Source organism: Zhongshania sp. (assembly GCF_041623545.1).
GTDB lineage: Bacteria > Pseudomonadota > Gammaproteobacteria > Pseudomonadales > Spongiibacteraceae > Spongiibacter.
On the sequence record NZ_JBFJWS010000076.1, the window covers coordinates 1 to 11,822 of the forward strand.

Consider the following 11,822-nt stretch of genomic DNA (forward strand, 5'->3'; position numbering starts at 1 on the left):
GCCATACCGTAGGTAAGCGAATTCAACGCCGCTTTGGTCACTCCGTACACGGTCGCTGGCGCATAGCTAGCGATCGAAGATTGGTTAATAATCAGCCCCTTGGCGCTAGCCAAAGAGGATCTCAAGACCTCCGCAATCAACAAGGGCGCAATGGTATTGATCGCCAAATAACGCAGCCACTTTTCTTGATTAATCGTATTGACCATCTGGTTGATTTCGCCGTAGGCGATGCCGGCATTATTATAAAGGACATCGATTTTGGGATAGGCTTTACACAGCTGTTCACCTAAACGCTGTATCTCGCTCTCGATTGCGACATCACAAACATAGCTAGTACTGCGAGAGCCTTCCTTTTCGACTAAAACAGATGTTTCTTCCATGCCCTTGGCATTGATGTCGACTAAAATTAATTCCGCGCCCTGACGGGCAAATAATTGCGCACTCGTCTGACCAAGACCACTGCCAGCGCCTGTAATTACAACACGGCGATTAGCTAATTTTTTACTCACTCTCCTACTCCCACATGCGCTATCTGATTTAAATTTACCGAGGGCATATCGGCTTTTAACGCCGACTCGTCAATGAGCCTTTAACAAGCTTTGCCGAAACTGGCCTGGGGTCTCTCCCGTAGCGCGACGAAATGCATAACAAAAACTAGACGGCGATGAAAATCCCAAGGTATAAGCGATGGCTTTCACGCTTTGCTCAGTGGCCAATAGGCGCTTAGCTTGTTCAATTCTGGATTCGGCGACATAGTCGCCAATTGAGTAACCGCGACTGGCTCGAAAGCCCCGCGTCAATTGACGCACCGACAATCGGCACAACTCGGCCAGTTCAGTTAGCGTCGGCACGCTGTCGATTTCACGAAGGCGCTCATCAATAATTCGCAGTCGCCATGAGGATAGACCGCCGGCGACATTTGACTCGCCACTATCCGAACAGTAACGCGATAACTCAATGGCAAGCTGCGCACCGATCAATTCGACTAACATCTCACTGGCAAAGCCCGGATGCTTCGTCTCCTGCGCTAATCGTAATAGCAAACCTTGGATATTCGCATTGCGAATATCCAAACCAGCCAATAGCCGCTTATCAGTCCACTCCAACTTGGTATCAAACAGTTTGCGCATAGGCTCCGGCGCAAGTTGGCAAACGAGTGAAGATTGCTCACCACAATCGTCGCTGCGGGCAATCATTGCCTCACCCGGCGGTACCACAAATAAATTACCAATCCGCTCGTAGCGGCTAGGATTCCAGCGATTTGGATAGCAAGCTCGGGCATTTTGGGGGCGAGGTGTGAGACAAAGGTCTAGACGGTAATTACCATCATCATGCATTAGCGTATTAATCGGCTTGTCAAAATGGAACCGCACTAACTGGGCCGACGCCACCGGCGCGCGCAGCTCTGCTTCGACATGCATTAGCTCTGTATTTTGGAGTCGCATTTTCTTTTTACTCCTTTCATTATTATTTGCAAATAAACGCTGAATAAAAGAATTCGGCCCGTAGCCGCTACCCGATTACATAACGAGCAAATTCGCTGCTTTTAGCATGCGCAAATTTTCACCACGAAAGCGCGCAATAACCGTTTCATTGTCGGCCTCAGGGCATACACTATTTTTAAACACCCTGACGCCAATAATTGAGGTGGTTAACAACATCACACAAAATACTTCGGCGTCGATAACATCGTTGTCGCATCTGCGCTTAAAGCTTTCGCCAACGCCGCGAACAAACTCGTCCCAGTGGGGGTAGCTATTACGGATATCACCGGGAGAAACCAAATCCTCAATCCACAACTTAATTAACTCGGGGTTTTCCAAAACAAAACGGTTGATATAGTCAATACGTTCTTGTTGCGGACCGGCTATTTCAAAAGCTTTGGATAGCTGGGCTGAGGACCAACACTTAACGGCCTCAACGAGCATCTCACGGCTTTTAAAGTGGTAGTAAACCGTGGTCCGGTTCACCCCCATAACCCTGGCGACGCCCGCCATCGACAAGGATTCCAATCCCTTTTCAGAGATCAAGCCCACCGCAGTTTCAATCATGTCACGATGACTGTCTTCATAACATTTGTGCCGCTTCGGGGCCTTACCGCTAATCTCGGTCATATGTCAGTGTCTTCGCTGCCTAGCTAGTTCAAACGCATACTGCGCAACCCTCACCACGTAAGGGATAAATCAAAATTACAACACTGTTGTTGTAATTACAACAACAGTGTTGTAATTTTTGCTATTACAAAGATCCCTCGCTGAACCCAGCGGCAATGCAAGCAATTAGAGGAACCCCCCATGACAGCAGGTTTTGGCGACATTATGCAGTTGGGTTACGTAGTTGAAGATCTAGAGAACGCGGCGCACGATTGGGCAGCGCGCGTAGGTGCCGGCCCGTTCTATCTTATCGAAAGCCAAACCATCGACAATTATTTCTATCGCGGTAATCCTGAAGAAGTCGAATTAAAGCTCGCCTTTGGTTACTGGGGCGCGATGCAAATTGAGTTGATTCAGCCCATTAACAAAGCGAATACTTTTTATAATGAAGCACTGCAAAAGGGCGCAGGCCAGCTCAATCACTGCGCCACGCTAATCCCCAACCTCGACCAACTACTGACCGAACACAAACTTGAGGACAAGCTTATTCATCGCGGGAAAATGCCGACCGGGCTACAATTTGCCTACCTCGAAAACTATCTGCCCGGCGGCCAGCACCTGGAACTCATTGAATCACAGGCGGACACTGAAGCGGCTTTTGCCGGTATGCAAGCAGCCCATAAAATGTGGGACGGCCAAGACCCCTTGCGCCCAATGACCCGTTTAGGCGACGATCTGGCCACGCTGAAGCGCTAAGCCTATAGCGCTAACTAAGCTCAGGTGGCGCTCGGCGGCAGAATATCCATATGCAGCCGGGTAAGCCGGAGTGCCGCGATTTTCCACTCGCCACCTTCCCTACGCCAGCGCTCATGGTAGTGACCATAGCCGACAATGGAGGGCTTATCCTCAGCCCACACTACTCGATCTTGCATAGCCCAAATAACCGAGGCCTCGTCACCGTTAATGTCCATTTCAGGTGAGTGCACCTGATGGGCGGTTCGCGCGGTTTCAATCGATGCACGCACTTGTTTGATTGCCGCCGCGCGCCCGCGAATGACAGGTACTTGCGAGCCCTCAGAAACATCCATTTCGTAATCTTCGGTAAACAGTTCGGTGAAGCTCGCCCAGTCTTTGGTATCTAGGAATCGGCAGTAACGAGCTTTCGCTTCGCTCAGCGCAATCCAATCTTCAATTGTAGTGCAGTCTGTCATGAGTATTCTCTAGCAATTGGTGTCTTTGTATAACAAAGGCCATCTCAGCTGACCGAAAAACCGCCATCAACCGCCAAGACTTGATTCGTCACCCGCCGCGCCGCTGGGCTGGCAAAATACACCACGGCCGCAGCAATATCCTCGGCAGCACACATCCCCAATGGTGGAGGCCGTCGCGCCGGCCCCTCCGGCACTGGGCCTGTTGCCGCAATTGCGCCCGGCGTTGCCACACCACCGGGCAATACCGTATTCACGGTTATGCCGTGCTCAACCAATTCAAAGGCGCTTGCCTGACTTAAGCCTAACAAGGCGCCCTTGGAAGCCGTGTAAGCAGCAAGACCTTTAACGATACTGCCACGCAAGGCCGCTGATGCGATATTGACAATACGACCGCCCCGCCCCGCTGACACCATTGTCTGAGCAAGCTCGCGGGTCATAAAAAACGGACCTCGGCTATTGATTTGTTGCATGCGCTCCCAATGTGAAGATGAGCCCTCTAACAGAGCCTCCCGATCCTGCAAACCGGCGTTATTCACTAAAATCCAAGGGGCTCCATGACGACTGACTATGTCCTTACAGCTAGCGATAATTGCGCTTTCGTCAGCTAGGTTAAGTGCAATTGCCGACGCGCTAAGTCCGTCATTTATTAAGAGGCCAACTTGGCGCTCAGCGCCTTGCTGATCGATATCGGCAATCACCACATGGGCGCCCGCCTGCGCTAAGGCCCTGGCGATCCCCGCGCCAATACCGCTGGCGCCGCCCGTGAGCACGGCTACTTTGCCATCTAGCCGAAATGTAAACTCTGATTCGTCCATTTATTAAAAAACCTCGCTAGCCCAGTGTTCCGCCACGCGTACAAGAAACAGCACAACAGAATACCTGACTTATCATTATTTAAGCACACTCTATTAAGCATCAGTGTTGTACTGTACCGAAAAATCACTAAGGCGTCTGCAATCACTACAGGGGTGATAGAAAAGAGGATGGCACTGCTGGGAGTTTCGGATTGCCATCTTTGTATCAACAGAAGGGGATATCGGACGCCACCATGCTTTATCGATGCATGGCGCGCCCACTATAAAGAGAAAATATTAGCCTTCGCTTTCAACATCGTAGCGATCTTGATAGCGCTCGAACGCCTTCCTCACGTTCGCTTCGCTTAAGCCATATTGAGCCAACTTATACTCGTGGCGCCCGAATTTATCTTGGGGGTTATCATCGACCCAGGCCTGCATACCCGCTTCCGCCTCAGCGCTAAAGTCATCACCCATCGTCTTATAAAGCGCGCGCATGGTTTCGATGGGGCTTTGCATTAACTGAGAATAATGAACATCGATTATCCGATCTTCGCCAAATTTATCCCGCGCATCCATGATTCGCTCTGCATGTTGTTGCGCTTGGTAGAGACAGTTTTGCCCCAAGTACTCTTTGTCGACGTCGCCAGAAAAGGTTTGGTGGGCTAGCGACAGTAAACTGCAAAACGAACCTGTCGCAGTAAGTGGATCACGATGCGTCCAAATTAAGCGCGCATCAGGATAAATTTTTAGCAGGGTCGGGATCCACAATGCGTGGGAAGGCATTTTCAAATTCCACACGCCCGGCGCATCCGCCTGCAACATTTGCAAGAAACGCTTGTGATATTCGTAGGCTGAGGTCATATCCGTCTGAAGCAACCAGTCGCGGTAATTTGGCAATTTCCCCCGGGACTCCCACATCAGGGTTTTAAAGTCGTGCGCCATAAAGAACACACATTCATTAGGGTAAATTGCGGAACTGCGGTAGTACTTACCCATTTCCGGCCGAGCAGCCAACATTTGCCGCTCCATTTCCAAACGCGCGAGCGCCCGCGGATCATTGTAAAGTGTCGCCGACGTCGGCGGCGGCACTGGATCGTCGATTTCCCAGGTGAGCGGCGAGCGACGAGCTGGATCAGCAGCTAGCAAGTTGCTTAGCAACGTGGTGCCTGTGCGCGGCACACCAAATACAAAGACGGGTTTTTCGATTGGTCGCGCCAATAGTTCGGGGCGCTGCTTGAGATAGGCGGTACTTTTGAGACGATTTGCCAGCGCCATTACCACACCGCCGGCCAGGCGCTCAACAGCGGCTTCCGGTACGGTATTTTTATTGACATCACCAAGAAAAATATCGAGGCCTTCACGATAACTATTGCTATCAAACTCTTCTAATCCGGTGGCTTTTTGTGCCTGCTCAATCAGTTGATCCGCGACAAATTGCTGTGCCATGGTCTATTACCCTCTCAGCTGCTCAGAAATCTATTATTACTATAGCTGACGCACACGCAGTCAGACTTAGAACACTATGATGAGTCGCTGTAGTGTTAGAGGCAATACACGTTGGCTTCGAGTCTCGGCCACAATGTCTGCGTCTGGCCGTATTGCTTACCATCACGACAAATAGACGAAATCAGTCGAGTGTTGACTCTAGCCCAACTAAAACCAGACAATCCCCTCGTCAAAATAATATAGCGCGATACACCCAGCATATAGCCACAAAGAAAGCACTGGAGACAGCAATGAATTATCGGGCCCTAATATTTATCCTTATTTCCGCCATCGCGCTAACTGCTTTATTCTTATTATTAAAGCCCACCGCCGAGCCTCCCAAGGTTCAGGCAACCGTTAGCCAAAGCGACACAGTAAACGCAGAGTCGACGTCAGTCCCATCACCACGAACAATTGAACTTAGTATTAAAGATGGCGCCCTGATATCTGGCCCGCAACGAATACAGGTCCTGCAGGGCGAAGAAATTAAACTCAATATTGTATCTAACCATGCCGATGAGCTGCACCTTCATGGCTACGATCTAACCCTAAAGCTCAAGGCCAAGGAAACCGCCACCCTCGCCTTTACGGCAAAACACTCCGGCCGCTTTGGCATAGAGCTTCATCATGCCCACGGCGAAATAGCCGCCCTAGAAGTTATGCCCAACAACTAACCCCCATCGCACAAGACCTCCCGCCAAACTTAATCACTGCACTTAAATCGCGCCGCGGCCCGCCCGGCGCATTGCGGCCCGTTGTCGATATTGTTCACTCTTGAGCCTAGCTAATTTGCAGCCGACACTATACTGCTATAAGACTGACGACGATGCCGAACGTGAAGTGAGGCACTACAGGAGAATAAAACATGACTAAAAGTCTCTTCGACCTCACGGGAAAAGTAACACTCGTCACCGGCGGCAATAGCGGTTTAGGCCTCGGATTTGCTAAAGGCATTGCCAAACAAGGTGGCAGTATCGCTATTTGGGCCCGCAATGCTGAAAAGAACGCTGCGGCCAAAGCCGAATTAGAAGCCTGCGGCGCAGGACAAGTAATTAGCTACCAAGTTGACGTTACGTCCGAACAGGCCATTATTGATGGTTACGAACAACTCATTGCCGATTTTGGCCGCATTGATTGCGTCTTCGCGAACTCCGGGCGGGCCTCAAAATCGCGCTCAGTGCTTAGCCTAGACTCAGCAGAATGGCACGACCTACTCAATGTGAATTTACATGGCGCTTTCTTCACCCTCCGCGAGGGCGCCAAGCAAATGGTCAAACGCGCCGAAGCTGGCGAACCCGGCGGTTCCTTAGTTTACTGCGGTAGTTTATCCATGTTTCAAGGCATCGCGGGTATCAACAATTATGCCGCCTCCAAAGGTGGCATGGGCGCGGTGGTACGCGGTATGGCAGCGGAGCTCGGCAAGTATGAAATCCGTGCCAATACCATTGCACCCGGCTATGTTAAAACCAATATTGGCGGCGACGGTGAAGTCGATGAGGAAATGGCCAAACGCATGGCCTTTGTCGACTCCCATTTTTCAGCCAAAACCCCCATTCACCGGGTCGGTTCCCCCGACGACTTTGAAGGCATCGGCGCCTATTTATGCAGCGACGCCTCGTCCTTCCATACTGGCGACACCATTGTGATTGACGGTGGCAGCCTGATTTACCCAGCCTACGCGTTTTAATCACGCGATTTCGCACTTAACCAATACATAGGAGCGTTATCATGCACTTATTAAAAATCCACGGTTCCGGGGACGCAAGGCTCGACGACTACCAAAGGCCCGCGACTGGGCCGTCTGACCTTGTTGTTAAAATGAAGGCGTGCGGGATTTGTGGCAGCGACCTCTCCTACATCAAAATCGGTGGCATCCCCACCCCCGGCACCATCACCCCATTGGGCCACGAAGGCGCTGGCGAAGTCATGGAAGTAGGCGCCAAGGTCGAAGGCATTGCTGTTGGCGACCGCGTCATTGTCAACCCAATGATGACTCCCAGCAATATCGGCAGCGGCGGTCCAGAGGGCGCCTTCACCGAAGAATTATTAGTGCGCGAAGCACGCTTGGGCGCATCTATTCTGCCCATTCCCAATGACATCTCTTATGAAATTGCCGCCATGTGCGAGCCTTTGGCGGTGGCTATGCACGGCGTTAACCGTGCAAACGTCAACGCTGGCGACAAAGTCGTGGTCTTCGGCTGTGGGCCAATTGGCCTAGGCATGGTGCTCTGGCTAGTCGATCGCGGCATCCGCGATGTGGTCGCCTTAGACCTCTCGCCAGAGCGGCGCGAGCGGGCAATGGCACTGGGCGCCCAAGCTGCCCTTGACCCAAGCCAAGTAGACTTACGCGCTGAGCTGGCCAAACTGCACGGTGAAGTGCCTTCTTATGGCCGAGTAGGCGTGGGCACCGACGCCTATATTGACGCCGCTGGAGCACCGAATATCCTCTCCGACGTTATCGCAATGGCCAAATTTCATTCCCGCATGGTCATTACCGCCGCGCACATGAAGCCGATTGAATTTCCTGCCGGCCGCATGCTTACCAGCGAAATGACGATCACCACAGCCATGGGCTACCCCACTGAAATGCCCGACGTCATTGCCGCAATGCCAAGGCTAAAAGACAAAATTGCCAGTATGATCAGCCACCGCTTGCCCCTGAGCGAGGTCATGGAAGGTCTAAAAATTGCCGCGACCCCGCAATCCTGCAAGGTCATGATCAACATCAACGAGGATTGATATTGTGAGCACCAATGCCAAGGGCGACCAGCCCATGCTTGCCGCCCTGGTTCAGGCAGGTGATCAACAAACCGAAGCCGAGGTCATTAACGACTTCATCTTTATGGCCAAGGATATATCCAACGCCTACCTCGTCACTTGCCCCGACGGCGACGTGCTGATCAATGCGGGCTTCATGAACAGCGCACCGCGCAATAAGGCGGTATTTTCAGCAAAGCGCAGCGGGCCACTGCGAGCCATTATTCTCACCCAAGGCCACGCCGACCACTACGGTGGCGTGCCTGAGCTACGCGAAGCCGACACCAAGGTCATCGCCGAGCAACGCTTTACTGAGACCTGCAATTTTTTCACTGAGCTCATGCCTTATCTTGGTCGCCGCTCCGGAAAATTATGGACAGGGACCATTAAGCGCGAAGGCATCGTAGTACCAACAATCATCCCAGACATTACCAGCAGTGGCCGCCAGACAATGGACATTGCCGGCCGTCAATTTGAGCTTATCTCCACTCCCGGCGGAGAAGCATTAGACTCGCTTTGCGTGTGGCTACCCAATGAACGCGTTGTGTTCACCGGCAATTTGTTCGGGCCAGTGTTTATGTCAATGCCAAACTTATGCACCCTGCGCGGCGACAAACCTCGGTCAGCCCAGCGTTTTTTAGACTCCTTAAACGACATACGACAACTAAACGCTGAACTATTAATTACCGGCCACGGCGAGCCCATCCGCGGCGCAGAGAAAATTCGCAAGGATCTCGACAAATTGCACGCCGCGGTCAGCTACGTCAAAGAAGCGACCATCGCCGGTATGAACGCTGGCAAAGACGTACATAGCCTCATGCGCGAAATCACCCTGCCGGACGAACTAAAAATTGCTGAATTTCACGGCAAGGTTAGCTGGGCGGTTCGCACCATCTGGGAGGAGCATTCCGGCTGGTTCCACCACGACTCTACCACGTCAATGTACGGAGTTCCCCGCAGTAGCATTGACGGGGATTTGGCCCAATTAGCGGGTGGCTCAAATGCCCTTGCGCATCGCGCCGCACAAAAAGTGGCCGAATCAAAGCCACTGGAAGCGATACATCTGCTCGATATAGCCCTGGGCGCAGAGCCCAGTAACAGCCTTGCCCTTAGTACCAAAAAAGACGCGCTATCCCAGCTGCTAAGCTTGTCCGGCGGCAACAACTTAAGTGAAGTAATGTGGCTCAAATCGGAGATTACTGCCGTTGAAACCGCATTGGCCAGCGCCGTATAAGCAGTTCTAAAATCACTGGCCAACGATGTAAACAGATTTAGCGATCTACATTTACCTTTCGCCCCCTAGGCAAATAGAGGGGCGGATCTTCACTCACGCAAAGCGTGCCCAGCTTAGTCGACCTTCTCCTAGCAAATATCCTAGAGATAGCTTGACACTCACATCTCGCCTGATTATTGTGAACCATAGTGGTTCATATAAAAACAAGACGAGACACTAACTATGAGCGAAAACGCAAGCAGTCTGCAGGACCAAGTTTACTGGGATCCCTACCGTCCTGATTTGAACGAAAATCCCTATCCCACATTTAAACGCCTCCGCGAAGAAGCCCCACTTTATTACAACAAAGAATACGACTTTTACGCACTGAGCCAATTTGCGGATATTGACGCCCACTTCGCCAATACCCAAATTTTCAGTTCCGCGCGCAGCGACGTTATGGAATTTATTCGCGCCGATATGGATGTGCCCGACGGCATGTTTATATGGCATGATCCCCCACTTCATACCGCCTACCGCAGTGTCGTCACCAGAGTATTTACGCCAAAGCGCATGAATGCCCTTGAGGATCAAATTCGCGCCTACTGCGCTCGCTGCCTAGACCCGATGATCGGCTCAGATAAATTTGATTTTATCGCCGACCTCGGCGACAAACTGCCCGGCGGCGTAATCGGTATGTTGCTAGGCATACCCGACGAAGCCCGCGACAAAGTTCGCGACCAAGTTGAAGCTGCGCTCCATACCGAAACTGGCAAACCCATGGAGGCCGAACAGGCCAATATGACGGGTGAAGGCTTTGAGGAATATTTAGATTGGCGCGCCAAAAACCCCGGTGACGATTTAATGACCGAACTGCTTGGCGTGGAGTTTACCGACGCTAAAGGTATCAAGCGGCGCCTCACTCGTGAAGAGATTCTCATCTTTGTCAATGTGCTCGCCGGAGCGGGCAATGAAACAACCTCACGTTTGATCGGCTGGTCGGGGAAAATCCTCGGCGATCACCCCGAGCAGCGTAAACAAGTCGCGGCAGACCCAAGCTTAATTCCCGCGACTATCGAAGAAATCTTGCGCTTTGAGCCACCGGGGCCGTCAGTGGCCAGGCATGTTACCCAAGACGTTGAGATACGTGGTCAGATTGTCCCTGCGAACAGTGTGATGTTGTTCCTATTGGCCTCGGCCAACCGCGACAACCAACGCTTCCCCGACGGCGATCGCTTTGATATTCATCGCAAAGGGTCACCCCACATCACCTTTGGCCGAGGTATTCACTCCTGCCTTGGTGCCGCCTTGGCGCGGGTCGAGGGGCGGGTCGCACTGCATGAAATCCTAAAGCGCTTCCCCAACTGGACGGTAGATACTGACAATGCAAAATTGTCATCCTCTACCACCACCAGAGGCTGGGACACACTTCCCACCTTTACACGGTAAGCAACGAGGTGGCCCTAATCCTATAGGGCCACCTTATTTTTGCTGACAAGCTTCACAGTAATTAAACTGACCGCATTTAATCAGACAGGATCATCTAAGCAGATGGCGAAAATCACCTATATTGAATTCACCGGCGAAGAACACGTGCTCGATTTAGAGATAGGCACATCAATCATGCAGGGTGCCGTCGACAATAGCGTACAGGGCATTACTGCGGATTGCGGCGGCGCGTGCTCCTGCGCAACCTGCCATGTTTACGTTGAACCAGAATGGCTGAACAAACTTGGCGACAAGTCTGAAATGGAGGAAATTTTGCTTGAAGAAGTCTGCCAGCCACAGGCCAATAGTCGCCTGTCTTGCCAGCTCAAGGTGAGCGCCGATCTCGAAGGGATGATTGTGAGATTGCCAGAAAGTCAGTTTTAATACCCATCGCGCAACCGGTTAAAACCACGAGACAGCATTACAAGGAGCTAACCACGCGGGGTTAGCTCCTTCAGTCTAAACGTCAATCAAAAACTAACGTGGCTGCATCCGAATAGCACCGTCTAAGCGCACTGTTTCACCGTTAATATAACCATTGCGAACCATTTCCAAGGCCATACTTGCATACTCATCCGAGTGCCCCATACGAGGCGGGTGAGGAACCATTTTACCAAGGGCTTCCTTCATTTCTGGAGTCGCCCGCGCCATGGCTGGGGTGTTAAAAATACCCGGCTGAATGCTGTTAACCCGAATACTTTCCCGCGCCAAATCCCGCGCTATTGTTAAGGTCATACCGACAACAGCAGCCTTAGAGGCCGAGTAGGCCGCCTGGCCC

General features: G+C 51.9%; 14 protein-coding genes. 7 read left to right on the forward strand and 7 right to left on the reverse strand.

Annotated elements, in window-relative coordinates; genetic code table 11:
- The 3 genes from ABYT30_RS09215 to ABYT30_RS09225 all read right to left on the reverse strand — a co-directional run.
- Positions 1–509: SDR family NAD(P)-dependent oxidoreductase (locus tag ABYT30_RS09215; RefSeq protein ID WP_373096152.1), on the reverse strand; the 509-nt coding region annotated here is incomplete at its 3' end.
- A gap of 69 nt (positions 510–578) precedes the next feature.
- Positions 579–1,445, reverse strand: a complete 867-nt coding sequence (locus tag ABYT30_RS09220; protein ID WP_373096154.1) for a helix-turn-helix transcriptional regulator — start codon at positions 1,443–1,445, stop codon at positions 579–581.
- A 75-nt stretch (positions 1,446–1,520) separates the two neighbouring features.
- On the reverse strand, positions 1,521–2,114 hold the full coding sequence (locus ABYT30_RS09225; RefSeq protein WP_373096156.1) for a TetR/AcrR family transcriptional regulator: 594 nt from the start codon (positions 2,112–2,114) through the stop codon (positions 1,521–1,523).
- Positions 2,115–2,294: 180 nt separating this feature from the next.
- On the opposite strand from ABYT30_RS09225, the gene ABYT30_RS09230 reads away from it, so the two are divergent.
- The gene (locus tag ABYT30_RS09230; RefSeq protein ID WP_373083200.1) at positions 2,295–2,849 is read left to right on the forward strand and encodes a VOC family protein; all 555 of its coding nucleotides are present in this window, start codon (positions 2,295–2,297) and stop codon (positions 2,847–2,849) included.
- 20 nt (positions 2,850–2,869) lie between these two features.
- Here ABYT30_RS09230 and ABYT30_RS09235 read toward each other — a convergent pair whose 3' ends face one another.
- From ABYT30_RS09235 to ABYT30_RS09245, 3 genes are all read right to left on the reverse strand, one after another.
- Entirely contained in the window at positions 2,870–3,304 is a 435-nt protein-coding gene (locus ABYT30_RS09235) for a nuclear transport factor 2 family protein (protein WP_373083199.1), read from the reverse strand.
- A 44-nt stretch (positions 3,305–3,348) separates the two neighbouring features.
- The gene (locus ABYT30_RS09240; protein ID WP_373096157.1) at positions 3,349–4,119 is read right to left on the reverse strand and encodes an SDR family NAD(P)-dependent oxidoreductase; all 771 of its coding nucleotides are present in this window, start codon (positions 4,117–4,119) and stop codon (positions 3,349–3,351) included.
- Positions 4,120–4,395: 276 nt separating this feature from the next.
- Positions 4,396–5,547: a sulfotransferase gene (locus tag ABYT30_RS09245; protein ID WP_373096159.1), complete on the reverse strand. Its 1,152-nt coding sequence runs from the start codon at positions 5,545–5,547 to the stop codon at positions 4,396–4,398.
- A gap of 290 nt (positions 5,548–5,837) precedes the next feature.
- Between ABYT30_RS09245 and ABYT30_RS09250 the strand changes: the two genes are divergently transcribed.
- From ABYT30_RS09250 to ABYT30_RS09275, 6 genes are all read left to right on the forward strand, one after another.
- Positions 5,838–6,260, forward strand: coding sequence for a hypothetical protein (locus tag ABYT30_RS09250; RefSeq protein WP_373096161.1), 423 nt, complete (start codon positions 5,838–5,840; stop codon positions 6,258–6,260).
- A 191-nt stretch (positions 6,261–6,451) separates the two neighbouring features.
- A complete protein-coding gene (locus ABYT30_RS09255; RefSeq protein ID WP_373082243.1) occupies positions 6,452–7,273 on the forward strand; it encodes an SDR family NAD(P)-dependent oxidoreductase in 822 nt (273 codons plus the stop codon).
- Positions 7,274–7,314: 41 nt separating this feature from the next.
- Positions 7,315–8,325, forward strand: a complete 1,011-nt coding sequence (locus ABYT30_RS09260) for a zinc-binding dehydrogenase (protein WP_373082241.1) — start codon at positions 7,315–7,317, stop codon at positions 8,323–8,325.
- A gap of 4 nt (positions 8,326–8,329) precedes the next feature.
- Positions 8,330–9,577 carry an MBL fold metallo-hydrolase gene (locus tag ABYT30_RS09265; RefSeq protein WP_373082238.1) on the forward strand — a complete coding sequence of 416 codons (1,248 nt, stop codon included), beginning with the start codon at positions 8,330–8,332 and terminating at the stop codon, positions 9,575–9,577.
- Positions 9,578–9,799: 222 nt separating this feature from the next.
- Positions 9,800–11,005, forward strand: a complete 1,206-nt coding sequence (locus tag ABYT30_RS09270; protein ID WP_373082236.1) for a cytochrome P450 — start codon at positions 9,800–9,802, stop codon at positions 11,003–11,005.
- A gap of 102 nt (positions 11,006–11,107) precedes the next feature.
- Complete coding sequence (locus ABYT30_RS09275; protein WP_373096162.1) at positions 11,108–11,428, forward strand: 2Fe-2S iron-sulfur cluster-binding protein; 321 nt, start codon at positions 11,108–11,110, stop codon at positions 11,426–11,428.
- 93 nt (positions 11,429–11,521) lie between these two features.
- On the opposite strand, the gene ABYT30_RS09280 is transcribed toward ABYT30_RS09275, so the two are convergent.
- On the reverse strand, positions 11,522–11,822 hold a 301-nt coding region (locus ABYT30_RS09280; protein WP_373096164.1), incomplete at its 5' end, for an SDR family oxidoreductase.